The following is a 25,798-nucleotide window of genomic DNA, read 5'->3' as shown; positions in this document are numbered from 1 at the left end:
GGAGATGTCCATCCGCAGCAGCAGGTCGCCGGCAGCGATCTCGCCGACGCGCAGGTCGGTGAGGATCACCGTGCCGGCCCGGGCCCCCCGGCCCCCCGGCCCCCCGACCCCCGGGCCCGTCGCCCCGCCGTCCCTGACCGCGTCGCCCCGCCACGCCCGAGGCGCGGCGTGCCTGTGGGCCGGCGCCCCTGAGCTGCGCCGATTCCAGCTCACGCGGGAACGGATCCGGATAATGATCGTCCTGTTGTCAGTGCGGCCCGGTACGCTCGAAAGCACGATGACAGAGGATCTCTCACCGGCCGAGCGGTACGCGGCAGCCCGCAAGCGCGCTGCCGAGCAGGCCACCGCGCTCGCCTCCTTCCGCGAGATGTACGACTTCGGCCTCGACCCCTTCCAGATCGAGGCCTGTCAGGCTCTCGAGGCGGGGAAGGGCGTGCTGGTGGCCGCGCCCACCGGCTCCGGCAAGACGATCGTCGGCGAGTTCGCCGTCCACCTCGCCCTCGGGCAGGGCAAGAAGTGCTTCTACACGACACCCATCAAGGCGCTGTCGAACCAGAAGTACGCCGACCTGTGCCGCCGCTACGGCACGGACAAGGTCGGCCTGCTCACCGGCGACAACAGCGTCAACTCCGACGCCCCGGTGGTCGTGATGACCACCGAGGTGCTGCGGAACATGCTGTACGCCGGTTCCCAGACGCTCCTGGGCCTCGGCTACGTGGTCATGGACGAGGTGCACTACCTCTCCGACCGGTTCCGGGGCGCCGTCTGGGAAGAGGTGATCATCCACCTGCCCGAGTCGGTCACGCTGGTCTCCCTCTCGGCGACCGTGTCGAACGCCGAGGAGTTCGGCGACTGGCTCGACACGGTCCGCGGCGACACCGAGGTGATCGTCTCCGAGCACCGGCCCGTGCCGCTGTTCCAGCACGTGCTCGCCGGACGGCGGATGTACGACCTGTTCGAGGAGGGGGAGGGCCACAAGAAGGCCGTCAACCCCGACCTCACGCGCATGGCGCGCATGGAGGCGAGCCGTCCGTCGTACCAGGACCGCCGGCGCGGCCGGCTGCGCGAGGCCGACCGCGAGCGCGAGCGCAGACAGCGCTCCCGGGTGTGGACGCCGAGCCGGCCCGAGGTCATCGAGCGGCTCGACGCCGAGGGGCTGCTGCCCGCCATCACCTTCATCTTCAGCCGCGCCGCCTGCGAGGCCGCCGTCCAGCAGTGCCTGTACGCGGGCCTGCGGCTCAACGACGAGGAGGCGCGGCACCGGGTCCGCTCCCTGGTGGAGGAGCGCACGGCGTCCATCCCGCGCGAGGACCTGCACGTCCTGGGCTACTACGAGTGGCTGGAGGGCCTGGAGCGCGGCATCGCCGCCCACCACGCGGGCATGCTGCCCACCTTCAAGGAGGTCGTCGAGGAGCTGTTCGTGCGCGGGCTGGTCAAGGCCGTCTTCGCGACCGAGACCCTCGCGCTCGGCATCAACATGCCCGCCCGCTCGGTGGTCCTGGAGAAGCTCGTCAAGTGGAACGGCGAGCAGCACGCGGACATCACCCCGGGCGAGTTCACGCAGCTGACGGGCCGGGCCGGACGGCGCGGCATCGACGTCGAGGGCCACGCCGTGGTGCTGTGGCAGCGCGGCATGAACCCCGAGCACCTGGCCGGTCTCGCGGGCACGCGCACGTACCCGCTGCGCTCCAGCTTCAAGCCGTCGTACAACATGGCGGTCAACCTGGTCGAGCAGTTCGGGCGGCACCGCTCGCGGGAGCTGCTGGAGACGTCCTTCGCGCAGTTCCAGGCCGACAAGTCGGTCGTCGGGATCTCGCGTCAGGTGCAGCGAAACGAGGAGGGCCTGGAGGGCTACAAGGCCTCCATGACCTGCCACCTCGGCGACTTCGAGGAGTACGCGCGGCTGCGCCGTGAGCTGAAGGACCGGGAGAACGAGCTGGCCCGGCAGGGCGCGGCGCAGCGGCGCGCGGAGGCCGCCGTCGCGCTGGAGAAGCTGAAGCCGGGTGACGTGATCCATGTGCCCACCGGCAAGTACGCGGGTCTGGCGCTGGTGCTGGACCCGGGCCTGCCGGCGGGCCGTTCGAACGGCCATCGCGGCTTCGACCACCACGACGGGCCGCGCCCGCTGGTGCTGACCGCTGAGCGGCAGGTGAAGCGGCTGGCGGCCATCGACTTCCCGGTCCCCGTCGAGGCGCTGGAGCGGATGCGGATCCCGAAGTCCTTCAATCCGCGTTCCCCGCAGTCCCGTCGGGACCTCGCGTCGGCGCTGCGCACCAAGGCCGGGCACATCCCGGCCGACCGGCACCGCAAGCGGCGCTCCCAGGCGGCGGACGACCGCGAGATCGCCCGGCTGCGGACCGCGCTGCGCGCGCACCCGTGCCACGGGTGCAGCGACCGTGAGGACCACGCCCGCTGGGCCGAGCGCTACCACCGGCTGCTGCGGGACACTTCACAGCTGGAGCGGCGGATCGAGGGCCGGACGAACACGATCGCCCGGACGTTCGACCGTATCGTCGCGCTGCTGACCGAGCTGGACTACCTGCGCGGCGACGAGGTCACCGAGCACGGCAAGCGGCTGGCGCGCCTGTACGGCGAGCTCGACCTGCTGGCCAGCGAGTGCCTGCGCGAGGGCGTCTGGGAAGGTCTCGGTCCGGCCGAACTGGCCGGGTGCGTCTCGGCGTTGGTCTACGAGTCGCGCGTCGGGGACGACGCGATGGCGCCGAAGCTGCCGACGGGCAGGGCCAAGGCCGCGCTGGGCGAGATGGTGCGGATCTGGGGCCGGCTGGACGCGCTGGAGGAGGAGTTCCGGATCACCCAGACCGAGGGGGTCGGGCAGCGCGAGCCCGATCTCGGCTTCGCCTGGGCCGCGTACGAGTGGGCCTTGGGGAAGGGGCTCGACGAGGTGCTGCGCGAGGCGGAGATGCCGGCCGGGGACTTCGTGCGCTGGTGCAAGCAGGTCATCGACGTGCTGGGGCAGATCGCGGCGGCTGCGCCGCAGGGGTCTTCCGTGGTGAAGAACGCGCGGAAGGCCGTTGATCTGTTGCTGCGGGGAGTTGTCGCCTACTCGTCGGTGGGGTGACCGCACCCACCCGGTACTGAAGCCCATTCACCCGTCACGGTGAGTGGGCTTTCGTACGCGAGTTCGTGATTACTTTGCGCATTCGAACGGTTTCACAGCGTGTAGACGAATGAGCCTACTATCCCTTCGCGTCCGGTTTCCGGCAGTTGCTGAATATGACACGGCGATGATCCGGTCGGATTAAGCTCGCCCGCAGCGCACCGGCTTGAGATGAATTCGTGCGCTTGTTCCCCCATGTGTGGAAAGTCCAACGGTTTCATGACATACCCATCTGCACGTTCCCCTGAACCCCAGCCGACTCCTGTCAGAAGGCCTACATGGTGAGTGTTCAATCCCCCCCTGTTCGCGGTGAACTCCCTTACGCGCGCCTGTTGTTGCTGCCCGCCATAGCGATGGCCGCGGCGTCCGGAGCCGCTGTCGCCCTGGTGTCGGCGCCGGCCCGGCCCGCCGTCGGCTGGCTGGGTGGCCTCGCCACGGTGCTGGTCCTCGCCATGGCGGTCGTAGCGGTGCGTCGCGGCCGTGCGCTGCGCAGGCAGCAGGATGAGCACGCCCGTCACAGCGCGTTGCTGGAACAGCGGATCGCCGCCCACGAGAAGGAGTTCCTGCGCTTCTCCCGGAAGATCTTCCCCGCCGCGCTGAACCTGCTGCACACCGGAGAATCCCCCAGAGAGGCGATTCGCAAGCTCGGCCTGCGCCACCCCGAGTACCGCGACCTCCCGAAGCCGCTGCACGAGACCCTGCTGACGGCCCTGAAGATCGTCGACCACGAAGTGGTCATGCGGGACGCCGCCGCGCGGTCCTTCGTCACGGTCGCCCGCCGCGTCCAGGCGATCATCCACCAGCAGGCCCAGGAACTGCGGGAGATGGAGGAGGACCACGGCCGCAACCCCGAGGTCTTCGACGACCTGCTGCGCATCGACCACGGCAACGCCCTGATCGGCCGCCTCGCCGACTCCGTCTCCGTCCTCGGCGGCGGCCGCCCCGGCCGCCAGTGGCCCGAGCCGGTGTCCCTCTACAGCACGCTGCGCGGCGCCATGTCCCGCATCCTGGAGTACCGGCGCATCCAGCTGGCCTCCATCGCGAAGGTCAGCGTCAAGGGCATCTACGTCGAGCCGGTCATCCACGCCGCCGCCGAACTCCTCGACAACGCCACGCGCTACTCGCCGCCCCAGACCAAGGTCCACGTCACCGCCACCGAGGTGCAGACCGGCGTCTGTATCGAGATCGAGGACGGCGGTGTCAACCTCAACGAGGAGGCCAGGACCCGGATCGAGGGCATGCTGGAGGCCGCCAAGGCCGGCGTCGACCTCCAGGACATCGGCGAGCACCCGCGCCTGGGACTGGCCGTCGTGGGCCGTCTGTGCACGGCGTACAACATGGAGGTCTCCCTGCGCGCCTCCGCCTACGGCGGGGTCCGGGCCATCCTCATCGTGCCGAGCGAGATGATCACCCACGCGCCCGGTGTCGGCCTCGCCCACGGCATCGGCGCCACCGGCATCCCCATGACGGTCGGCATCCCCGAGGGGCCCAAGCGCACCCCGAAGAAGCGCCGTCCCACCATGCCGAAGCTCCCCGCCACGGTCTCCCTGGAGGACGACGACGTCCCCGAGGTCACCGAGTGGACGGCGAACGGCCTGCCGCAGCGCCGCAGCCGGGTGAAGATGCCGCTCGCCGAACGGCTCGCCCAGCAGGCCGCCTACGAGAAGGAGGACCGCGAGGCCGAGGAGCGTGGCGAGTACAACCCGTGGGCCGCGGCCAAGGAGCCCGAGGTGCCGCCGCTGCGCGACATGAGCGCCCCCGACGCCCCCGGCAAGGGCCTGGAGGCCTTCTGGGAGGGGCTCAAGCAGGGCATCGAACCCGGCACCCACCCGACCGACTTCATCCGCAACCCCACCAAGTACCTGCACCTGCTCAACGACCCGGCCCCCACCGAGGCCGATGACGAGGGGGATCTCAAGTGATCCAGCAGCGAGGCAACTTCGACTGGATGCTCAAGCAACTCGCCGACGGCGTGCCGGGCATCGAGATGATCGTGGTGCTCTCGGCCGACGGCCTGCGCATCGCCCGCTACGGCGGCGAGCCCGACGCGGCCGACCGGGTCGCCGCGGCCTGCGCCGGTCTGCAGTCCCTGGCGAGCAGCGTCTGCCAGGAACTCACCGTCGGCGACGGCGAGATGAAGCTCGTCATGATCGAGATCGACCGCGGCTACTTCTACCTGATGAACGCGGGGGCCAACGCCTTCCTCGCGGTGCTCTCCGACGTGCGCTGCGAACCCGGCCGGATGAGCGCGATGATGCGTGACCTCGTCGTCCGGATCGGCGGCCACCTGACCAGTCCGCCCCGGCGGAACGGGCAGATCGTATGACCCCTCCGCAACGCCAGAGGCGCAGCCCCGCACCCGAACCGCCCTCGCAGCCCGCCCAGCAGGGCGAGGGGAAGGTCAAGAATCCCGAGCGGATGTACGTGGTGGCGGGCCCGGACGGAGAACGGGCCGAGCTCGACCTGGTGACCTTGATCGTGGCGCGGGCCACGGACCCGCCACCCTCCGCCTCCCCCGAGCAGGCGGCGCTGCTCCGGCTCTGCGCCGCCCCGCTGTCCGTGGCCGAGCTGTCGGCCTACCTCCACCTGCCGTTCAGCGCGATGGGCGTGCTGCTCACCGAGATGCTGACGGCGGAACTGGTACAGGCGCGCGCCCCGATCGTCCGCAAGGCGCGTTCCGACCGTTCCCTTCTCGAAGCGGTGATGAATGGACTTCAAAGGCTCTGACACCATCCCGGGCCCCCGGGCCGAGGACCAACTGCCCCACACGGCACAGGCCGCTGCCAAGATCGTGATCGCGGGTGGCTTCGGCGTCGGCAAGACGACCATGGTCGGCTCGGTCAGCGAGATCACACCGCTGACCACCGAGGAGACCATGACGCAGGCCGGCATCGGTGTCGACGACAACTTCGGCTCCGCGTCCAAGACGGCGACCACCGTCGCCATGGACTTCGGCCGCATCAGCATCACCGAGCAGCTCGTGCTGTACCTGTTCGGCACGCCCGGACAGCAGCGCTTCTGGTTCCTGTGGAACGGCCTGTTCGAGGGCGCGCTCGGCGCGGTGGTCCTGGTCGACACCCGCCGGCTGGAGGTGAGCTTCGACGTCATGGGGCGCCTGGAGGAGCGCGGCGTGCCCTTCGTGGTCGCCGTCAACACCTTCCCCGACGCGCCCCGTTACGACATCGAGGAGCTGCGCGCGGCCCTCGACCTCACCCCGGACATCCCGATCATGGAGTGCGACGCACGCCGCCGGGCCTCCAGCCGGGACGTCCTGATGACGCTGATGCGCTTCCTGCACTCGCTCGCCATGCAGGGCGCGTCCACCTGACCCCGTTCGCCCCCCACCCACTTCCCCCAGACATCTGGAAAGCCTCGGAGCGACCACTGTGACGCCTGAATCCCACGCCCGGACCGGTACGGACGGACCCCGGCTCGATCCGCCCCCCGGCTGCCCCGCGCACGGCCTCGGGCCCGGGGGGCTGCACCGGCTGCACGAGTCGGAGGACCTGGGAGCGCTGTACGAGAAACTGCGGGAGGAACACGGCCCCGTGGCGCCCGTGCTGCTCCACGACGACGTGCCGATCTGGATCGTCCTCGGTCACACCGAGAACCTGCACATGGTGCGCTCGCCCTCGCAGTTCTGCCGGGACAGCCGTATCTGGACCCCGCTGCGGGAGGGGCTGGTCAAGCCCGACCACCCGCTGATGCCGCACATCGCCTGGCAGCCCATCGCCTCGCACGCCGAGGGCGACGAGCACAAGAGGCTGCGCGGCGCGGTCATGGGTGCCATCTCCACCATCGACTTCCGCAGTCTGCGCCGCTACATCAACCGCAGCACGCAGGCCATCGTCAACCGCTTCTGCGAGCAGGGCGAGGCCGACCTCGTCGGCCAGTTCACCGAGCACCTGCCGATGGCCGTGATGTGCGAGATCCTCGGCATGCCCGACGAGTACGACGACCGTCTCGTCGAGGCCGCCCGCGACGCGCTCAAGGGCACCGAGACCGCCATCGCCAGCCACACCTACGTCATGGAGGCGCTCAGCCGGCTCACCGCCCGGCGCCGCGCCCAGCCGGAGGAAGACCTCGCCAGCTATCTGATCACGCACCCGGCCCGGCTGACCGACGACGAGGTCAGGGAGCACCTGCGCCTGGTCCTCTTCGCCGCCTACGAGGCCACCACCAACCTGCTGTCCAACGTGCTGCTGACCGTGCTCATCGACCCGCGCTTCCGGGCCCAGCTCAACGGCGGCCAGATGACGGTGCCCGAGGCGGTGGAGCAGTCACTGTGGAACGAACCGCCGTTCAGCACGGTCTTCGCCTACTTCGCCAAGCAGGAGACGGAGCTCGGCGGGCAGCGCATCCGCCGGGGTGACGGACTGCTGTTCGCCCCGCTCCCGGCGAACGTCGACCCGCGGGTGCGGCCCGACCTGAAGGCCAGCATGCAGGGCAACCGGTCCCACCTGGCGTTCGGCGGCGGGCCGCACGAGTGCCCGGGCCAGGACATCGGCCGCTCCATCGCCGACGTCGGCGTCGACGCGCTGCTGCTGCGGCTGCCGGACGTCGAGCTCGACTGCGACCAGGACGAGCTGCGCTGGACGGCGTCCATCGCCTCGCGGCACCTGGTGGAACTGCCCGTGCAGTTCTCGCCCAAGCCGCCGCAGGACGTGTCGGAGACGCCGCACCACAAGGTGGTGCCCACACAGCGCGCGGACTGGCAGATCAGCATCTCGCAGCCGGATCCGCAGCCCGCCCCGGCGGCCGCGCGGCCCCGGCCCCACTCCCAGTCCCAGTCCCAGCCCCAGCCCGAGCCGGCTCCGGTGCAGCCGCAGCCCGTCCCGGTGCCCCCGCAGCCCCCGGCCGCGGAGCCGGTGCGCCGCAAGGGTGTCTGGCAGCGCTTCCTGCTCTGGTGGCGCGGTTACTGACCGTCCCGCGGGCCGTCGTACGTCCCGGCGGCCCACCGGTCGTACGACGTCCAGGCCGCGAGCGTCCGGCCGCTGCGGAACCGGTGCTCCTCGCCCGTGACCGGGTCGGTGAACTCAAGGGTCCGGGCCAGGAGTTGAAGCGGGCGGCGGAAGTCGCCGACCGGTACGGGACCGGTCACCTCGGGATAGAGCGGATCACCGAGGATCGGCACGCCCAGCGCGGTCATGTGCACGCGCAGCTGGTGGGTCTGCCCGGTGGCCGGGACCAGCCGGTACCGGGCGAGTCCGCCCGGGCCTTGCGCGGCGCTTCCGGCGGGGCGGTGTCCGAGGAGTTCGACGCGGCTCTCCGCGTTCGGCTCGCCCGGCACCTCGCGGGCGGTCAGCACCCCGCGCTCCTTCACGATCCGGCTGCGTACGGTGCGCGGGAGGGGGAGGGCGGGGTCGTGGGGGGCGACGGCCTCGTACTCCTTGCGGACCCGCCGGTCGCGGAACAGCGTCTGGTACGCGCCGCGCTCCCCGGGGCGCACGGTGAACAGCACGAGCCCGGCGGTGAGCCGGTCCAGCCGGTGTGCGGCGGTGAGAGTGGGCAGGTCCAGCTTCCGGCGGAGCCGGGCCAGCGCGGTCTCGGCGACATGGCCGCCGCGCGGGGTGGTGGCGAGGAAGTGCGGCTTGTCGGCGACGACGATGTGCTCGTCCCGGTGCACGATCTCCAGCGGGAACGGCACGGGCACCTCGTCGGGCAGTTCGCGGTGGAACCACACGAACATCCCGGGCACGTAGGGCGCGTCAGCCGGGACCGGCCGTCCGTCCGCCCCGACGATCAGCCCCGCCTCGAACAGTCCGTCGACGGTTCCGTCCCCCGCCCCGGTGAGCCGTTCCACCAGATGCTCGCGCACGGTGGCCCACGAGCCGGTGGCCGGCAGGCGCACCCGTACCGGATCCACGCCGTGGCGCTGCGGCAGGGGAGAGGGCGGGGTGCGGGTCTTGCGTCTCATCGCGGCCCAGCGTACGGGTAGCCCGCTTCCCGGCGGCCCGGGACCGACCCGGTCCGCTCACGCCGCGGGCGCGTTCTCCTGTTCCGCCTCGATGCGTGCGTTCCACTCCCGCTTCGACGCCTGCCAGCCGTCCTCGTTGTGGCCGAGGCGCCAGTAGCCGGAGATCGACAGGTCCTCGCGCGGGATGCCGCGCTCGACCCGCAGCAGACGGCGCAGCTCCTTCACGAAGTGCGCCTCGCCGTGGACGAAGGCATGCACCCGGCCTGCGGGGAACTCCAGGTCCCGCACGGCCTCGACCAGCGCCTCGCCGCGGGGCCGGGCACCGCGGTGCAGCCAGACGACGTCCACGTCCGAGTCGATCTTCTGCTCCTCCTCGGGGCCGGAGATCTCCACGAAGGCGTGCGCCGTCGCCCCGCGCGGCAAGGCCTCCAGGGCGCGGGCGATCGCGGGCAGCGCGCTCTCGTCGCCGACGAGCAGGTGCCAGTCGGCCTGCGGATCGGGCGCGTAGGCCCCGCCGGGTCCCATGAAGCGCACCGTCTCACCCGGCCGGACCCGCGTGGCCCACGGACCGGCCAGGCCCTCGTCCCCGTGGATCACGAAGTCCAGCGTCAGCTCCCGGTGCTCGGCGTCCCACTGGCGCACCGTGTACGTCCGGGTCACCGGCCACTGTTCGCGCGGCAGCTCGTCGCGGACGCGCTGCAGGTCGAACGGCTCCGGGTAGGTCACGCCCGCCGGCGGGAACAGCAGCTTCACATAGTGGTCGGTGCACGTGTCCGCAGCGAAGTCGGCGAGGCCCTCGCCGCCGAGCACCACACGCTGCATGTGCGGGGTCAGCCGCTCGGTGCGCACGACCTGAGCGGAATGCGGCTTGCGCGGCTGGCGTCCCGGTCGCTCTGCCATGAGGGCCTCCCTGTGTCGCATAGTTAGGGTTACCTAAGTTAGCACCCCGCCCCCGTTTCCCACCTCTTGAACACGAAGGTCACGTCAGTCACTTACCCGCACTCCCGCCGCCAGCGTCGTCAGCAGACGCTCCAGGGACCCGCCCAGTCCCCAGCGCGCCGCCAGCGCCTCCAGCGCCGCCGGGTCGCGCGGGGCCCGCGGCAGCGCCGTGGTGACGTCCGGGAGCGGCACGTCGTCGGCGACCCGGACCACCTTCGGCGCGACCGCGAGGTACGGGCGCGACTCGTCCAGCCGCCTGCGCTGCGTCGGCGTCAGCCTCGACCGCCGGTCCTCGACCGCCGCCAGGATCCCGGGCAGGTCCCCGAACTCGGCCAGCAGCTTCGCAGCCGTCTTCTCGCCGACGCCCGGCACCCCCGGCAGTCCGTCGCTGGGGTCGCCACGCAGCAGGGCCAGATCCGCGTACCCGCTCCCGCCGACCCCATACTTCGCACGCAGCACCGCCTCATCGGTGAGCTGCAGCGAGCCCACGCCCTTCAGCGGGTACAGCACGCGCACCCCCCGCGCGTCGTCCACCAGCTGGTACAGGTCGCGGTCGCCCGTGACGATGTCGACCGGGCCCTTCGCCCGCGCCGTGAACGTGCCGATCACGTCGTCCGCCTCGTACCCCGCGACGCCCACGCGCGCGATGCCCACCGCGTCCAGCACGGCCTCGATGACCGGCACCTGCGGCGAGAGCGTGTCGGGCACCTCCTCCTCGTCCGGGCCGGCCGCGCGCTCCTCGGCGACGCGGTGGGCCTTGTAGGAGGGGATCAGCTCCACCCGCCACTGCGGGCGCCAGTCGGCGTCCATGCAGGCCACCAGGGCGTCCGGCCGGTGGTCCTTGACCAGGCGGTCGATGAAGTCGAGCAGGCCGCGCACGGCGTTCACCGGCGTGCCGTCCGGTGCCTTGACCGACTCGGGCACGCCGAAGTAGGCGCGGAAGTACAGGGAGGCGGTGTCGAGGAGCATCAGTCGTCCGGTCACGCCACGCATCATGCCGTACGCCACCGACAGCCGGTCGCGTCGCGCAACGCGTTGCGCAGAGCGCGCCCCGTGTGAAGCGGCCCACTTCCGCGTTTGCCCCTGGGGATCGGGGGGAGGCGCCGCTCCGGAGCGAGGCTGATTGCGCATTTCAACTGTTGCGCCCTGTCCTCGCTCTGTTTCTGTTGCCGAGGAAGTAGAGGTGCACGTGTCAGCGACCCTTGAGGCAGAGAGCCTGTACAAGGTGTTCGGCAGGAGAACGGAGCGGGCGGTCGAGCGGCTCCGCGACGGCGCCGACCGGGAGGACCTGCGCGCCGAGGGCGCGACCGCCGCGGTGATCGACGCGTCCTTCACGGTCGAGCCGGGGCAGATCTTCGTCGTCATGGGGCTGTCCGGCTCCGGCAAGTCGACCCTGCTGCGCATGCTGAACGGCCTGCTCGAACCGACCGCCGGACACGTGCGCTTCGACGGCCAGGACCTGACCGCGCTGAGCGACCGCGAGCTGCGCGAGGTCCGCTCGAAGAAGATCAGCATGGTGTTCCAGCACTTCGCGCTCTTCCCCCACCGCAGCGTCCGCGAGAACGCCGCCTACGGTCTGGAAGTGCAGGGCGTGCCCCGCGCCGAGCGCGAACGCCGCGCCGACGAGGCGCTCGCCCTGTGCGGCCTGGCCGGCTGGGAGAAGTCCTGGCCCGACGAACTGTCCGGCGGCATGCAGCAGCGCGTCGGCCTCGCCCGGGCGCTGGCCACGGACGCCGACCTGCTGCTGATGGACGAGTCCTTCAGCGCCCTGGACCCGCTGATCCGCCGCGACATGCAGGACCAGCTGCTGGAGCTCCAGCACAAGCTCGAGAAGACGATCGTCTTCATCACCCACGACCTGAACGAGGCCATGCGCCTGGGCGACCGCATCGCCGTCATGCGCGACGGCCGCATCGTCCAGAACGGCACCGCCCAGGACATCCTGCTGCGGCCCGCCGACGACTACGTCGCCTCCTTCACCCAGGACGTCGACCGCTCCCGCGTCCTGACCGCCGGGGAACTCATGGACCCCTCGGTCACCGCCGACGGCCCCGGCTGCCACTGCGAGACCGCCACGCCCGACACCCCGTTCACCGAGCTGTGCGCGATCAGCGCCCGGCTCACCCACCCGGTCCCGGTCGTGGACCAGGACAACAGGCAGATCGGCGTCGTCCCGCGGCAGCGGCTGGTCGGCTTCCTCGGCGACGAGGAGGACACCGCCCCGCAGCCCTGCGACTCCCCGCGCGACAAGGGCGGAGAGAAGGTGACCGCCCGTGCCTAGGATCCAGCTCGGCACCTGGGTCAACGACGCGGTCGACTGGCTCACCACCCACATGGCGTGGCTGTTCGACTTCTGCAAGACCGTCTTCCTCGGCCTCTACGACGGCGTCAACGCCGTTCTCCAGGCCCCCGAACCGCTGCTCCTCGCGGGCATCTTCGCCGTGCTCGCCTTCTGGCTGCGCGGCACCCTCGCCGGTGTCCTCACCTTCGCCGGGTTCGCGTTCATCGACTCCCTCGAGCTGTGGGAGAACGCGATGATCACCCTGGCGCTCGTCCTCGTGGCGACCGTCATCGCCCTGGTGATCGCCCTGCCCGTGGGCATCTGGGCCGCCCGCTCCGACCGCGTCAGCGGTCTGGTCCGGCCCGTGCTGGACTTCATGCAGACACTGCCCGCGATGATCTACCTCATCCCGGCGATCCTGTTCTTCGGCACCGGCGCCCCCGCGGGCATCGTCGCCACCCTGATCTTCGCGCTCGCCCCGGGCGTGCGCATGACCGAGCTGGGCATCCGGCAGGTCGACAAGGAACTGGTCGAGGCGGCCGAGGCGTTCGGCACCACGCCCCGCAACACGCTGCTGCGCGTCCAGCTTCCGCTCGCCCTGCCCACCGTCATGGCCGGCGTCAACCAGGTCATCATGCTGGGCCTTTCCATGGCCGCGATCGCCGGCATGGTCGGCACCGGCGGCCTCGGCGGCGACGTGAACGAGGCCATCGGCCAGCTCAACGTCGGGCTCGGCTCCGAGGCCGGCGTGGCCATCGTGATCCTCGCGATCTACCTCGACCGCATGACCAGTGCGCTCGGCACGCAGGTCTCCCCGCTCGGCCGCCGCGCCGCCGCCCGGCTGCGCGCCGCGCAGGGGCTCAAGATCTGGTCCTACCGGCCCCGCCCGGTCGTCGCCGTGATCGGCGTGGTCGTCCTCGCGCTCGCCGCGGGCGGCATGGGTGTCCTCGGCGGCGGCAAGACCGGCACCGAGGCCGCGGGCGACGGCGGCGACGTCGGCCAGGGCAAGAAGATCAGCATCGGTTACATCCCCTGGGACGAGGGCGTCGCCTCCACCTTCCTGTGGAAGGAGGTCCTGGAGCGGCGCGGCTACGAGGTCGAGGCCAAGCAGTTCGACGCGGGCCCCCTGTACACCTCGCTCGCCCGGGGCGACGTCGACTTCCAGACCGACGCCTGGCTGCCCACGACCCACGCCCAGTACTGGAAGAAGTACGGCAAGCAGCTCGACGACCTCGGCGCCTGGTACGACAAGACGTCCCTGGAGCTGTCGGTGCCCTCGTACGTGAAGGGCGTCGACTCCCTGGAGGACCTCAAGGGCAAGGCGTCGCAGTTCGGTGGCAGGATCACCGGCATCGAGTCCGGCGCCGGCGAGATGGCCCTGCTCAAGAGCAAGGTCCTCAAGGAGTACGGCCTGGACGAGGAGTACGAGGTCGTCGACAGCTCCACGCCGGCGATGCTGGCCGAGCTCAAGCGCGCGTACGCCCGGAAGAAGCCGATCGTCGTCACGCTCTGGTCGCCGCACTGGGCGTACAACGACTACGACCTGAAGAAGCTCAAGGACCCCAAGGGCGCCTGGGGCGAGGGCGACGGTGTGCACACCCTGTCCCGCAAGGGCTTCGCCGACGACGACCCGACGGTCGCCGGGTGGCTGAAGGACTTCGAGATGAGCGAGAAGGACCTCACCAGCCTCGAAGCCGAGATCAACAAGGCGGGCAAGGGCCGGCAGCAGGACGCCGTCCGCGCCTGGCTGAAGCAGCACCCCGGCTACGCCGACAGGATGGCCCCGGTGCCCAACGCCGGCGCCACCCCCGCCGAGGCCGAGCGGCCGCTGGACGTGGCCTGGTTCCCCTGGGACGAGGACATCGCCGTCACCTACCTGTGGAAGAACGTCCTGGAGCGTCGCGGCTACAGGATGAACCTGAAGCAGATGGACGTCGGCCCCGTCTACACCGGCCTCGCCTCGGGCGACATCGACCTCAACTTCGATGCCTGGCTGCCCTACGCCCAGAAGAACTACTGGGACAAGAACAAGGACCGGCTCAAGGACCTCGGCACCTGGTACGAACCGACCTCCCTGGAGATCGCGGTGCCGTCGTACGTGAAGGGCGTCGACTCCCTGGAGGACCTCAAGGGCAAGTCCGGCACCTTCAAGGGGAAGATCATCGGCATCGAGCCCGGCACCGGCGAGATGGACCTGCTGAAGAACAAGGTGCTGCCCGGCTACGGCCTCGACGAGGAGTACGAGGTCGTCGACGGCTCCACCCCGGCCATGCTGGCCGAGCTGAAGCGCGCCTACGCCGAGAAGGAGCCGATCGCCGTCACCCTGTGGTCGCCGCACTGGGCGTACAGCGACTACGAGCTGACCAAGCTGAAGGACCCGAAGAAGGCCTTCGGTGAGGGCAACACGATCCGCACCATCTCCAACGAGGAGTTCCCCGAGCGCTACCCGCAGCTCACGAAGTGGATCAAGAACTTCAGGATGAGTGAGGAGGAGCTCGGCAGCCTGGAGAGCGAGATCAAGGACCGCGGCCAGGGCCATGAGGAAGAAGCCGTCGCCGCGTGGCTGAAGCGGCACCCGGAGATGGTGAACCGGATGACACCGCAGTAGGGTTCCGGGGTGGGACGCGCGACACCTCCGCGTCCCGCCCCGCACCCCCTGGATCCACGATCAGGATCCGGACAACCACAGAGCGCTACACCACCCCCTCAAGTCCCTCTCCCTCCCTGTTCCTCCCGGAGGAGGGATCCCCGTCCCGGCCTCCGGGCGGCGGATCTCCTGGCGCGAACCGTGAGGTCGCGTCCCACCCCGGATGACGTCGATGTGACGGGCACGGGGAACGGTTTGCCGAACATGCGTAGGGTGCAGACAACTCAACAGGAGCCGTGCGCCGCGCCATCGGCGCACGGGACGCGGATCGACGGGCGAAGGAGGGAGCCGGAGCGATGGGCGACCACAAAGAGCAGCCCCTGCGGGTGGGCGCGGCCGTGCGCCGGCGGCGCCGCGCGCTGGACCTCACCCTCGCCGTCGTGGCCGAGCGCAGCGGCCTGTCGGTTCCGTTCCTGAGCCAGATCGAGAACGACCGGGCGCGGCCCAGCACCAGTTCCCTGGAGAAGGTCGCCGACGCCCTGCGCACCACCGCCGTCGAACTCCTCGCCGCGGCCGATCCGGCGTGCAGCGTGGACGTCGTCCGCGCCGACGCCACCGAGCCGCCGTCCCCCCGGCCGCGGACCCGGTCCCTGGTGCGCGGCCACCACCAGATGCACGCCTCGGAGTTCATCGGCGACCATGACGCGGGCCGCGAATTCCAGTATCGCAACGACCAGTTGATGTACGTCGCCGACGGTGCCGTGGAGATCGAGGCCGAGGGCCGCGCCTACCGGCTCGGCCGCGGCGACACGCTGTACCTCACCGGCGGCGTACGGCACCGCTGGCGGGCGACGGAGTCGGACACGCGCCTGATCGTCGTCGCCGTGGCGGAGCACATCGAGGCGGTCCGGGACCGGCCACGCCGGTGAGGGTCGTCTCGCTCGTCCCCTCGCTGACCGAGGCGGTGGCCCGGTCCGCGCCCGGCGTCCTGGCCGGTGCCACCGACTGGTGCACGCATCCGCCGGACCTGGACGTCGTCCGTGTCGGCGGCACCAAGAACCCGAAGACCGACCGGATCGTCTCCCTCGCGCCCGACCTCGTCATCGCCAACGAGGAGGAGAACCGCGAGCCCGACCTGGCGGCCCTGCGCGCGGCGGGCGTCGAGGTCCTGGTGACGGAGGTCCGCGACGTGCCGCAGGCCTTCCGGGAACTCGACCGGGTCCTGCACGCCTGCGGCGTCACGGTCCGGCCGTGCTGGCTGGACGAGGCGGAGGAGACCTGGTCGGCCCTGCCGCCGCCGGAGGTCCGCCGCACGGCGGTCGTGCCGGTCTGGCGCCGTCCGTGGATGGTCCTGGGCCACGACACCTTCGCCGGCGACGTGCTGGCCCGCCTCGGAGTGGACCACGTGCACGCGGCGCACCCCGAGCGCTACCCCCGCGTTCCCCTGGAGGAACTGCGCGCGGCGGCGCCGGACGTGGTGGTCCTGCCGGACGAGCCGTACCGCTTCACGGCGGACGACGGACCCGAGGCCTTCCCCGGGCTGCCGTGCGCGCTCGTCAGCGGACGGCACCTGACGTGGTACGGGCCGTCGCTGGCCGAGACGCCGCGGGTGCTGGGCCGGGCCCTGCGAGCAGCTCGCCCCTGACCAGCCCGCGCACGGTGCCCACGACGGCCGTGCCCCAGGCGGCGACCAGCACCCCGTACAGCACGACCGCCGGCCCCGCGTAGGCCACCAGCCCGGTGTGCCGCCCCAGCGCCTCGGCGCCGGTGACGCAGGTGCCGACCGGGAAGGTGAACGACCACCAGGTCATCGCGAACCGCATCCCCTGCCGCCGGGCACGCCACACATGGGCGCCGGCCAGGCAGGACCACAGCAGCGCGAACCCCATGACGGGCACGCCGTAGAGCACGGCGAGGGCGCCGAAGCCCTGGCTGTACGGCTCCGGTACGACCCCGGGGGCGATGTCCGCGAAGGCGCCGACGGCGGTCGTGGACTGGCCGAGCGGGCCCAGCACCAGGAACAGCGTCGGGGTGAGGGCGAGGGGCAGCGGCCCGCCGGTGAGCAGCCGGGCGAAGACCAGGGGCAGCATGAGAAGGGTCGCGAGCAGGCTGAGCCCGAACAGCGCGAAACAGAGCAGCAGCAGCGTCTCCCGGGCCTGACCGGGAGGCAGATGCGGCACCAGCCGCGGTCCCACGGCGGCCGACACCATGGGCGCGACCAGCGGCAGCAGCCACACCGGCGTGGCCTGCCCCGGCTCCACCCGGTGGCGTACGGCCATCAGGTACGGAACGGCCACGGCGGCGGCCAGTCCGACGGCCGTACCGGCGGTGAACAGCACGGCGTCGAGCGCCACCGCGGCCCGCACGCCGATCACGTCCTGGCCGACGGCGAGGGCACCGCCGCCGACGGCGAGCAGGGCCATGGCGAGGCAGCCGTAGAAGGGCGCCGTCGCCGGGTCGAGCAGGTGGGCGCGGGCCTGGTCGCGGTGGCGGGCCCAGTGGGCCGACCGGGCGAGGAGCAGGACCAGGAGCAGCGCGAGGGAGAGGGCCCACACACCGGCGAGGACGCCGCGCAGCGCGGGGAGGTGCGTCGGGAGAGCGGCTCCGGCGGTGGCCACGACGGCCGTGCCCATGACGGTGGCGTACCAGTTGGGCCCGAGATGCCGGACGGACAGCGGGTACGCGGCGGGCGGGACTGCGGTGACCATGACTCCACGGTCGGGCCGGGGGAGGCGCATCACCAGGGAGTTCGCCTCTATGGCGACATAAGCTGGCTTTATGAGCAACACGGAGGAGCAGGCCGGTCCGTCGGCCGCCGGGTCCCTGGCGCACCGGGTGCCGGACCTTGGCGCCCTGGAGCTGCTGCTGGCGGTGGCGCGGGTCGGCAGTCTCGGCGGGGCGGCGCGGGAGGTCGGTATCACCCAGCCCGCGGCCAGCAGCCGGATCCGGTCGATGGAGCGGCAGCTCGGCGTGGCGCTGGTCGACCGCTCGCCCCGCGGGTCCCGGCTCACCGACGCCGGTGCGCTGGTGACGGACTGGGCGCGGCGGATCGTGGAGGCGGCGGAGGCGTTCGACGCCGGGGCGCAGGCGCTGCGCGACCGCCGTGACTCGCGGTTGCGGGTGGCGGCGAGCATGACGATCGCGGAGTACCTGCTGCCGGGGTGGCTGCTCGCGCTGCGGGCGCAGCGGCCCGACACGGCGGTGTCCCTGCACGCGGGCAACTCCACAGTGGTCGCGGAACGACTGCTGTCGGACGAGGCGGACCTGGGCTTCGTGGAGGGGCTGACGGTGCCGACCGGGCTGGACTCGGTCGTCATCGCCCACGACCGGCTGATAGTGGTCACGGCACCGGGACACCCATGGGGCCGCCGCGGACGGCCGGTGGCGGCCGAGGAGCTGGCGTCGACACCGCTGATCCTGCGGGAGAAGGGCTCCGGGACGCGCCAGGTGCTGGACGCGGCGCTGGGCGGGCTGGCCCGGCCGCTGATCGAGCTGTCCTCGACGACCGCGGTGAAGGCCGCGGCGGTCAGCGGGGCCGGACCGGCCGTGCTGAGCGAGCTGGCGGTCGGGGAGGAGCTGGCGATGCGGCGGCTGGTGCGGGTGCCGGTGGCCGGGGTGGCCCTGGCGCGGGACCTGCGCGCGGTGTGGCCGACGGGGCACCGCCCCACGGGCCCGGCCCGCGACCTGCTGTCGCTGACGCGGGACTAGGTCCCCGGCGGGGGGCACCGGCCCGGTCTGCGGGCCGGTGTCGTGCAGGGGCGTCCCGGTCCGGGCCGGTGTCGTGCAGGGGCGTCCGGTGCCGCCCCTCGGGAGCCGGGCGGCACCGGACGGCTGACCCCGGCCCGCCCCGGCCCGAGGCGTGGGCCGGGCGCGGGTCGCTGGGGGGGGCTGCCGCTTCCGTGCGTGGGCGGGTGCGGGTCACTCCGACACTGCCGCCTCCGTGCGTGGGCCGGGCGCGGGCCACTGCGGCGCTGCCGCCTCCGTGCGTGGGCCGGGCGCGGGTCGCTGCGGGGCTGCCGCCTCCGTGTGTCGGCCGGGTGCGGGTCACTCCGAAGCTGCTGCCTCCATGCATGGCGGGTGCGGGTCACTCCGAAGCCGCCGCCTTCTCACCGACGCGCCGGCCGCCCCGGTCACCGTCGACCTCGCGCCCGTCGTCGACCGCGTCAAGCGCCGGCTCTCCCCCACGCGTCGGCCGGGCACGGGGCACTGAGACGCCGCCGCCTCCGCGCGCCGGCGGGCGCGGTCACTCAGAAGCCGCCGCCTTCACCAGCGCCCGCATGACCCGCACGTCGTCTCCCATCTCCGGGTGCCACTGCACCCCGAGCACCCAGCCGGGAGCGGGGAGTTCCACCGCCTCCACCGTGCCGTCCGCCGCGTAGGCCGAAGGCACCAGGCCCTCGCCGAGCCGGTCCACGGCCTGGTGGTGGTAGGTCGGCACCGACGTCTCCTCCGGCACGATCCCGGCGTACAGCGTGCCCGGCACCGGCTTGACGGGGTGCCCGCCGAACACGCCCACGACCTCCGCGTGCCCGTCGAGGTGCTGCACGAGCGTGCCGCCCAGGGCGACGTTCAGCAGCTGCATGCCCCGGCAGATCCCCAGCAGCGGCACACCCCCCGCCAGGGCCGCGTCGATCAGGGCCAGTTCCCACGCGTCCCGCTCCGGCGCCGGCGGCCCCGTCCGCGGGTCGCGCTCGGCGCCGTAGCGCACCGGCTCCACATCGGGACCGCCCGCGACGACCAGCCCGTCCAGCCGGGCCACGGCCTCCGCGGCCCGTTCCGGGGCGTCCGGCGGCAGCATCGCGGCCAGGCCCCCGGCCCGCTGCACCAGCCGGGGGTAGCCGACCGGCAGCAACGCCGCCTCCAGCTCCCACACGCCCCAGCGCGCAGCGGTCTCCAGATAGGTGCTGACCCCGATCAACGGCCTGGCCACGGCAGACTCCTCCTCGCTCGACGCCTCAGTCCCGTGCCAACTCCGCCTCGGCCGCGGCCAGCGCCGCGAACTCCTCCTCCGGCGCTTTCGCCACCAGCCGCTTACGGCTGTACAGGCCGAAGTACGCGACGGCCACGGCGTACACCACGAGCGCGATGAACGCGGCCGTCACATCCACCAGGAACGTCGCCACCAGCGCCGCGGAGGCCAGCACCAGCGCGACCGAGGAGGTCAGCACCCCGCCCGGTGTGCGGTACGGCCGGGGCAGCTCCGGCTCGCGGCGGCGCAGCACGATGTGCGACAGGGACATCAGCGCGTAGGAGATGGTCGCGCCGAAGACGGCGATGTTCAGCATGCGCGCGCCGTCGCCGGACACCGCGGCCAGCAGGAAGCCGATCGTGCCGGGCACCAGCAGGCCCAGGTAGGGCGCCTTGCGGCGGCTGGTCAGGGACAGGAAGCGGGGCAGGTAGCCCGCGCGGGAGAGGGCGAACAGCTGGCGCGAGCCCGCGTAGATCAGCGAGAAGAAGGAGGCCACCAGGCCCGCCAGGCCCGCGTAGTTGACGATCCGGCTCAGGGTCGTCGCCTCGCCGTCCGGCTGGAGCGCCTCCACCAGCGGGTTGCCCGCCTCCTGCACGGCCGCCGACCCGCGCGCCCCGGCCGCCGCGAAGAACGTGACCACCGCGAGCACCACCAGGATGCCCATCGACCAGCGGATCGCCTTCGGCAGCGTACGGGCGGGGTCCCGGGTCTCCTCGGCGGCCAGCGGCACGCCCTCGACGCCCAGGAAGAACCACATGCCGAACGGGAACGCCGCCCAGATTCCGAGCAGCCCGAACGGCAGCCAGGAGTTCGACCCGGCGGCCGAGGCGTCGACCGGGATGTCGTCCAGCGTCCCGAAGGAGAAGTCCGGCAGGGCCGCCAGCGCGAACACGACCAGGGCGGCCACCGCGATGCCCGTGACGACGAAGCTGAACCGCAGTGCCTCGCCCACGCCCCACAGGTGGATGCCGAGGAAGATCGCGAAACAGACCAGGTACAGCGGCCAGCCCGACTCCAGGCCGAACAGCCCGAGCGACTCGACGTAGTCGCCGATGAAGATGACGATCGCGGCCGGCGCGAGGACGTACTCGATGAGGATCGCCGTACCGGTCAGGAAGCCGCCCCAGGGGCCCAGCGCGCGGCGGGCGAAACCGTAGCCGCCGCCCGCGGTGGGCAGGATCGAGGACAGCTCGGCGAGGGCGAAGACCATGCAGGCGTACATGGCGCCCATGAGCACCATGGCGATGGCCAGGCCCCCGAAGCCGCCCTCGGCCAGGCCGAAGTTCCAGCCCGAGTAGTCGCCGGAGACGACATAGGCGACACCGAGGCCGGTCAGCAGCACCCAGCCGGCGCTGCCGCGGCGGAGCGCTCTGCGCTCCAGGTAGTCGTCGCCCTCGGGGGCGACGGATGGGGTGGTGGGTTCCTCGGACATGGGCAGACTCCCCACGGGGCGGCGGTCACGGGGTCGAGCGCACTACGACTCAATGGAATGAGGCCATACCTTTGCGGTGCCGACCGAGGGAAGGCAAGCCCCGTGCGTTAATCGCCCGTAAATCCTCACCGAGCCCGGGCCGCCGCGCGGGTCAGCCGAGGAAGCCCCGCAGGAGCGCCGCGGTTCCCCCGCAGTGCTCGCGCATGATCTCCCGCGCCTGGTCGGCGTCGCCCTCGATCACGGCCTCCACCAGGGCCGCGTGCTGCCGCTGGGAGTGCTCCAGGTTGCGGACCAGCAGCGGGATGCAGTCGAGCAGGTCGTTGACGCTCGCGCGCACCGCCGCGTACTGGGCGGTCAGCGTGGGGGAGCCGGACAGCTCGGCGAGCGTGAGGTGCAGCAGTGTGTCCCGGCGCCGGTAGTCGCTCAGCGGCGCGTCGTGCGTGCCCGCCAGCGCCGCGCGCAGCCGGGCCTCCTGGTCCCCGGTCAGCCCGTGCGCCGCGCACAGCCCGGCCGCGCCGACCTCCAGCACCTCGCGGAACCGCAGCACGTCCTCTATGTCGGTCTCGGCGATCCGCCGCCGCAGCTCGTCCTCGCCGCCGGCGTCGGTGCGCGGCAGTACGAACGTGCCCCCGTAGCGCCCGCGCCGCGACTCGACCAGACCCTGGTCCTGGAGCACCTTCAGCACCTCGCGCAGCGTCACCCGGCTGATCCCGAGCCGCTCCGCGAGTTCCCGCTCGGCCGGCAGCCGCTCGCCCCCCGCCACCAACCCAAGCCGCAGGACCTGGAGGATCTGCTCCAGGGCCTCCTCGAAGCCGTTGCCCGCGCGCACCGGCCGCAGTACCGGCGTCAGCCGGTCCCGCACCCCGCCGGCCGATTCCTCCGGCATGTGGCCGTACCCCCTTCCCAAGCAATGGTTCTCCGCAATACCTTATGGCTCCCGGCTCGCCGAAAGAAGGCCGAAGGAGGCTCTCCCGTGGCAGACCGCACACCCCCGCTGAGCGTCGAGGAGCTGCACGCCCTCGTCGCCGGCGGTGAGATCGACACTGTCGTCCTGGCCTTCCCCGACATGCAAGGGCGGCTCCAGGGCAAGCGGTTCGCCGCACGTTTCTTCCTCGACGAAGTCCTCCACCACGGCACCGAGGGCTGCAACTACCTGCTCGCCGTCGACACCGAGATGAACACCGTCGACGGCTACGCGATGTCCTCCTGGGACCGCGGCTACGGCGACTTCGCCATGCATCCGGACCTGGCCACCCTGCGCCGGGTGCCCTGGAACGAGGGCACGGCCATGGTGCTGGCCGACCTCGCCTGGGAGGACGGCTCCCCGGTCGTCGCCGCCCCCCGCCAGATCCTGCGCCGCCAGCTGGAGCGCCTGGCCGAGCTCGGCTACACCGCCCAGGTCGGCACCGAGCTGGAGTTCATCGTCTTCAAGGACACCTACGAACAGGCCTGGGACGCGAACTACCGCGGCCTGACCCCGGCCAACCAGTACAACATCGACTACTCCGTCCTCGGCACCGGCCGCATCGAGCCCCTGCTGCGCCGCATCCGCAACGAGATGGCCGGCGCCGGCCTCACCGTCGAGTCCGCCAAGGGCGAGTGCAACCCCGGCCAGCACGAGATCGCCTTCCGCTACGACGACGCCCTTATCACCTGCGACCAGCACGCCGTCTACAAGACCGGCGCCAAGGAGATCGCCGCCCAGGACGGCATGTCGATCACCTTCATGGCCAAGTACAACGAGCGCGAGGGCAACTCCTGTCACATCCACCTCTCGCTCGCCGACGCGGACGGCAACAACGCCATGGCCGGACCCTCCGACGACCACGGCGGCATGTCCGGCGTCATGCGGCACTTCCTCGCCGGCCAGCTCGCCGCCCTGCGCGAGTTCTCCCTGCTCTACGCCCCCAACATCAACTCCTACAAGCGGTTCCAGCCCGGCTCCTTCGCCCCGACCGCCGTCGCCTGGGGCCACGACAACCGCACCTGCGCGCTGCGCGTGGTCGGCCACGGCCGCTCGATGCGCTTCGAGAACCGCCTGCCCGGCGGCGACGTCAACCCCTACCTCGCCGTCGCCGGACTGGTCGCGGCCGGGCTGCACGGCATCGAGCAGAAACTCGACCTGCCCGAGCCCTGCGCCGGCAACGCCTACACCGCCGACTTCGCCCACGTCCCCACCACCCTGCGCGAGGCCGCCGAGCTCTGGGAGCACAGCGCCATCGCCAAGGCGGCCTTCGGGGACGAGGTCGTCGCGCACTACCGCAACATGGCGCGCGTCGAGCTGGACGCCTTCGACGCCGCGGTGACCGACTGGGAGCTGCGCCGCTCCTTCGAACGTCTGTGAGGCCCTCGTTGTCTTCAGAGTCTGCAGAGTCGTCTTCCGGACACCTCCTGGAAGTACTGAACCCCGCGACCGAGGAGGTCGTCGCCGCCGTCGCCGGCGCGAGCCCGGCCGACGTCGACACGGCCGTCGTCCGCGCCGCCCGGGCGCAGCGGACCTGGGCCGCCCTCGCCCCCGGCGACCGGGCCCGGCTGCTGCGCCGTTTCGCCGCCACCGTCGACGAGCACCTGGAGGAACTGGCCCGCCTTGAGGTCCGGGAGGCCAGCCACCTCATCGGCAACGCCCGCTGGGAGGCCGGCAACGTCCGCGACCTGCTGGACTACGCGGCCGGGGGAGTGGAGCGGCTCACCGGCCGGCAGATCCCGGTGCCCGGCGGCCTGGACGTCACGATCCTCGAACCGCTCGGCGTGGTCGGCGTGATCGCCCCCTGGAACTTCCCGATGCCGATCGCCGCCTGGGGCACCGCCCCCGCCCTCGCGGCCGGCAACGCCGTCCTGCTCAAGCCCGCCGAGACCACCCCGCTCACCGCCCTGCGCCTGGCCGAACTCGCCCTGGAGGCCGGGCTCCCCGAGCATCTCTTCCAGGTCCTGCCCGGGCGCGGCGACATCACCGGCGACGCGCTGGTCCGGCACCCCGGAGTCGCCAAGATCGTCTTCACCGGCTCCACCCGGACCGGCACGCGCGTCGCCGCTCTCGCCGCCGAGCAGGTCAAGCCGGTCACCCTCGAACTCGGCGGCAAGAGCCCCAACATCGTCTTCGCCGACGCCGACCTGAGGGCCGCCGTCGACCCCTTCTCGTTCCTCGACAACTCCGGCCAGGACTGCTGCGCCCGCACCCGCGTCCTGGTCCAGGACTCCGTCTACGACGAGGTCCGCGGCCTGCTCGCCGACGCCCTGTCCGCCGTGGTGGTGGGCGATCCGGCCGACGAGAAGACGCAGATGGGCCCGCTGATCTCCCGGCAGCAACTGGACCGGGTCCGCGGCTTCGTGCCCGATGACGCCCCGGCCCTGCGCGGCAGCGCCCCCGAGGGCCCCGGCTTCTGGTTCCCGCCGACCGTCCTCACCGGGGAGCGGCCGGACTCGCCCGCCGCCTGCGAGGAGATCTTCGGCCCCGTGGCCGTCCTGCTGCCCTTCACCGACGAGGAGGACGCGATCCGCCTCGCCAACGACACCCCCTACGGCCTCTCCGGCTCCATCTGGACCCGGGACGTCGGCCGTGCCCTGCGCGTCTCCCGGGCCGTCCGCGCCGGCAACCTGTCCGTCAACTCCCACGCCAGCGTCCGCTACTGGACCCCGTTCGGCGGCTACAAGCAGTCCGGCGTCGGCCGTGAACTCGGCCCCGACGCCCTGGCCGCCTTCACCGAAACCAAGAACGTCTTCATCAGCACGGAGGGCCCCGCACAGTGACTGCCCAGGACATCATCTGCCGCCGTCTGGTCGGCCGTACCGCCGTCGTCACCGGAGCCGGCAGCGGCATCGGACTCGCCGCCGCCCGCCGTCTCGCCTCCGAGGGCGCGCACGTCGTCTGCGGCGACGTCGACGAGACCCGCGGCAAGGCCGCCGCCGAAGAGGCCGGCGGCACCTTCGTGAAGGTCGACGTGACCGACCCCGAGGAGGTCGAGGCCCTCTTCAGAACCGCCTACGACACCTACGGCAGCGTCGACATCGCCTTCAACAACGCCGGCATCTCACCGCCCGACGACGACTCCATCCTGGAGACCGGCCTGGAGGCCTGGAAGCGCGTCCAGGAGGTCAACCTCACCTCCGTCTACCTGTGCTGCAAGGCCGCCATCCCCTACATGCGGCGCCAGGGCAAGGGCTCGATCATCAACACGGCCTCCTTCGTGGCCAGGATGGGCGCGGCCACCTCGCAGATCTCCTACACCGCCTCCAAGGGCGGCGTGCTCGCCATGTCCCGGGAACTGGGCGTGCAGTTCGCCCGCGAGGGCATCCGCGTCAACGCCCTGTGCCCGGGGCCGGTCAACACCCCGCTGCTGCAGGAGCTGTTCGCCAAGGACCCGGAGCGGGCCGCGCGCCGCCTGGTGCACATCCCGCTGGGCCGCTTCGCCGAGGCCGACGAGATCGCCGCCGCCGTGGCCTTCCTCGCCAGCGACGACTCCTCCTTCGTGAACGCCACCGACTTCCTCGTCGACGGCGGCATCGCGGGGGCGTACGTCACACCCCTGTAAGCCCGTGTCCGCGCGGCCCGGATCGC

General features: G+C 72.0%; 22 protein-coding genes. 14 read left to right on the top strand and 8 right to left on the bottom strand.

The annotated features are described in order from the left end of the window. Nucleotides 1-213, bottom strand: a 213-nt coding sequence (locus ABTZ58_RS26155; protein ID WP_351361310.1) for a hypothetical protein, incomplete at its 3' end; no start/stop codon positions are given. Nucleotides 214-232: 19 nt separating this feature from the next. On the opposite strand from ABTZ58_RS26155, the gene ABTZ58_RS26150 reads away from it, so the two are divergent. The 6 genes from ABTZ58_RS26150 to ABTZ58_RS26125 all read left to right on the top strand — a co-directional run bounded on the left by ABTZ58_RS26150 (nt 233) and on the right by ABTZ58_RS26125 (nt 8,040). After that, complete coding sequence (locus ABTZ58_RS26150) at nt 233-3,079, top strand: DEAD/DEAH box helicase (RefSeq protein WP_351361307.1); 2,847 nt, start codon at nt 233-235, stop codon at nt 3,077-3,079. A gap of 317 nt (nt 3,080-3,396) precedes the next feature. Next, nucleotides 3,397-5,040: a sensor histidine kinase gene (locus ABTZ58_RS26145; protein ID WP_351361304.1), complete on the top strand. Its 1,644-nt coding sequence runs from the start codon at nt 3,397-3,399 to the stop codon at nt 5,038-5,040. Further along, entirely contained in the window at nt 5,037-5,444 is a 408-nt protein-coding gene (locus ABTZ58_RS26140; protein ID WP_010045319.1) for a roadblock/LC7 domain-containing protein, read from the top strand. The genes ABTZ58_RS26145 and ABTZ58_RS26140 overlap by 4 nt, the downstream gene beginning before the upstream one ends. Continuing rightward, nucleotides 5,441-5,845 carry a DUF742 domain-containing protein gene (locus ABTZ58_RS26135; RefSeq protein ID WP_351361301.1) on the top strand — a complete coding sequence of 135 codons (405 nt, stop codon included), beginning with the start codon at nt 5,441-5,443 and terminating at the stop codon, nt 5,843-5,845. The genes ABTZ58_RS26140 and ABTZ58_RS26135 overlap by 4 nt, the downstream gene beginning before the upstream one ends. Further along, nucleotides 5,826-6,446 (top strand): GTP-binding protein, encoded by a 621-nt coding sequence (locus tag ABTZ58_RS26130; RefSeq protein ID WP_309095043.1) that lies wholly within the window; start codon nt 5,826-5,828, stop codon nt 6,444-6,446. Before ABTZ58_RS26135 ends, ABTZ58_RS26130 begins: the two co-directional genes overlap by 20 nt. Nucleotides 6,447-6,504: 58 nt before the next feature. Further along, nucleotides 6,505-8,040, top strand: a complete 1,536-nt coding sequence (locus ABTZ58_RS26125) for a cytochrome P450 (protein ID WP_351361297.1) — start codon at nt 6,505-6,507, stop codon at nt 8,038-8,040. Here the strand turns inward: ABTZ58_RS26125 and ABTZ58_RS26120 are convergent. The 3 genes from ABTZ58_RS26120 to ABTZ58_RS26110 all read right to left on the bottom strand — a co-directional run bounded on the left by ABTZ58_RS26120 (nt 8,034) and on the right by ABTZ58_RS26110 (nt 10,967). Then, nucleotides 8,034-9,035 (bottom strand): RluA family pseudouridine synthase, encoded by a 1,002-nt coding sequence (locus tag ABTZ58_RS26120; RefSeq protein ID WP_351361294.1) that lies wholly within the window; start codon nt 9,033-9,035, stop codon nt 8,034-8,036. The two genes, ABTZ58_RS26125 and ABTZ58_RS26120, sit on opposite strands and share 7 nt — an antisense overlap. A 57-nt stretch (nt 9,036-9,092) precedes the next feature. Next, nucleotides 9,093-9,935 carry a siderophore-interacting protein gene (locus ABTZ58_RS26115; RefSeq protein WP_351361291.1) on the bottom strand — a complete coding sequence of 281 codons (843 nt, stop codon included), beginning with the start codon at nt 9,933-9,935 and terminating at the stop codon, nt 9,093-9,095. A gap of 84 nt (nt 9,936-10,019) precedes the next feature. Continuing rightward, complete coding sequence (locus ABTZ58_RS26110) at nt 10,020-10,967, bottom strand: 5'-3' exonuclease (RefSeq protein WP_351361330.1); 948 nt, start codon at nt 10,965-10,967, stop codon at nt 10,020-10,022. Nucleotides 10,968-11,163: 196 nt separating this feature from the next. Here ABTZ58_RS26110 and ABTZ58_RS26105 point away from each other — a divergent pair, with 196 nt between their 5' ends. The 4 genes from ABTZ58_RS26105 to ABTZ58_RS26090 all read left to right on the top strand — a co-directional run bounded on the left by ABTZ58_RS26105 (nt 11,164) and on the right by ABTZ58_RS26090 (nt 16,487). Beyond that, nucleotides 11,164-12,255, top strand: a complete 1,092-nt coding sequence (locus tag ABTZ58_RS26105; protein WP_351361288.1) for a quaternary amine ABC transporter ATP-binding protein — start codon at nt 11,164-11,166, stop codon at nt 12,253-12,255. Beyond that, nucleotides 12,248-14,863 carry an ABC transporter permease/substrate binding protein gene (locus ABTZ58_RS26100; protein WP_351361286.1) on the top strand — a complete coding sequence of 872 codons (2,616 nt, stop codon included), beginning with the start codon at nt 12,248-12,250 and terminating at the stop codon, nt 14,861-14,863. Before ABTZ58_RS26105 ends, ABTZ58_RS26100 begins: the two co-directional genes overlap by 8 nt. A gap of 335 nt (nt 14,864-15,198) precedes the next feature. After that, on the top strand, nt 15,199-15,771 hold the full coding sequence (locus tag ABTZ58_RS26095; RefSeq protein ID WP_351361283.1) for a helix-turn-helix domain-containing protein: 573 nt from the start codon (nt 15,199-15,201) through the stop codon (nt 15,769-15,771). Beyond that, the gene (locus ABTZ58_RS26090; protein WP_351361280.1) at nt 15,768-16,487 is read left to right on the top strand and encodes a helical backbone metal receptor; all 720 of its coding nucleotides are present in this window, start codon (nt 15,768-15,770) and stop codon (nt 16,485-16,487) included. The genes ABTZ58_RS26095 and ABTZ58_RS26090 overlap by 4 nt, the downstream gene beginning before the upstream one ends. Here the strand turns inward: ABTZ58_RS26090 and ABTZ58_RS26085 are convergent. Beyond that, on the bottom strand, nt 16,399-17,550 hold the full coding sequence (locus ABTZ58_RS26085; protein ID WP_351361277.1) for a TDT family transporter: 1,152 nt from the start codon (nt 17,548-17,550) through the stop codon (nt 16,399-16,401). The two genes, ABTZ58_RS26090 and ABTZ58_RS26085, sit on opposite strands and share 89 nt — an antisense overlap. Nucleotides 17,551-17,620: 70 nt before the next feature. Here ABTZ58_RS26085 and ABTZ58_RS26080 point away from each other — a divergent pair, with 70 nt between their 5' ends. Next, the gene (locus tag ABTZ58_RS26080) at nt 17,621-18,550 is read left to right on the top strand and encodes a LysR family transcriptional regulator (RefSeq protein ID WP_351361274.1); all 930 of its coding nucleotides are present in this window, start codon (nt 17,621-17,623) and stop codon (nt 18,548-18,550) included. A 535-nt stretch (nt 18,551-19,085) separates the two neighbouring features. Here the strand turns inward: ABTZ58_RS26080 and ABTZ58_RS26075 are convergent. The 3 genes from ABTZ58_RS26075 to ABTZ58_RS26065 all read right to left on the bottom strand — a co-directional run bounded on the left by ABTZ58_RS26075 (nt 19,086) and on the right by ABTZ58_RS26065 (nt 22,129). After that, nucleotides 19,086-19,772 (bottom strand): gamma-glutamyl-gamma-aminobutyrate hydrolase family protein, encoded by a 687-nt coding sequence (locus ABTZ58_RS26075; RefSeq protein WP_351361271.1) that lies wholly within the window; start codon nt 19,770-19,772, stop codon nt 19,086-19,088. A gap of 25 nt (nt 19,773-19,797) precedes the next feature. Beyond that, the gene (gene eat, locus ABTZ58_RS26070; protein ID WP_351361268.1) at nt 19,798-21,243 is read right to left on the bottom strand and encodes an ethanolamine permease; all 1,446 of its coding nucleotides are present in this window, start codon (nt 21,241-21,243) and stop codon (nt 19,798-19,800) included. A 151-nt stretch (nt 21,244-21,394) separates the two neighbouring features. After that, nucleotides 21,395-22,129, bottom strand: coding sequence for a FadR/GntR family transcriptional regulator (locus tag ABTZ58_RS26065; RefSeq protein WP_351361265.1), 735 nt, complete (start codon nt 22,127-22,129; stop codon nt 21,395-21,397). 87 nt (nt 22,130-22,216) lie between these two features. On the opposite strand from ABTZ58_RS26065, the gene ABTZ58_RS26060 reads away from it, so the two are divergent. Genes ABTZ58_RS26060 through ABTZ58_RS26050 form a run of 3 tightly spaced genes read left to right on the top strand, consistent with a single transcriptional unit; the run spans nt 22,217 to nt 25,772 of the window. Next, nucleotides 22,217-23,587, top strand: a complete 1,371-nt coding sequence (locus tag ABTZ58_RS26060; protein WP_351361262.1) for a glutamine synthetase family protein — start codon at nt 22,217-22,219, stop codon at nt 23,585-23,587. 8 nt (nt 23,588-23,595) lie between these two features. Further along, the gene (locus tag ABTZ58_RS26055) at nt 23,596-24,990 is read left to right on the top strand and encodes an aldehyde dehydrogenase family protein (protein WP_351361260.1); all 1,395 of its coding nucleotides are present in this window, start codon (nt 23,596-23,598) and stop codon (nt 24,988-24,990) included. Beyond that, nucleotides 24,987-25,772: a 3-oxoacyl-ACP reductase gene (locus ABTZ58_RS26050; RefSeq protein ID WP_351361257.1), complete on the top strand. Its 786-nt coding sequence runs from the start codon at nt 24,987-24,989 to the stop codon at nt 25,770-25,772. The genes ABTZ58_RS26055 and ABTZ58_RS26050 overlap by 4 nt, the downstream gene beginning before the upstream one ends. Nucleotides 25,773-25,798 lie beyond the last annotated feature (26 nt).

This window comes from Streptomyces sp. NPDC094143 (assembly GCF_040303825.1).
Classification (GTDB): domain Bacteria; phylum Actinomycetota; class Actinomycetes; order Streptomycetales; family Streptomycetaceae; genus Streptomyces.
The sequence above is the reverse complement of the archived record's forward strand: the minus strand, read 5'-3'. Positions and strand labels throughout refer to the sequence as shown.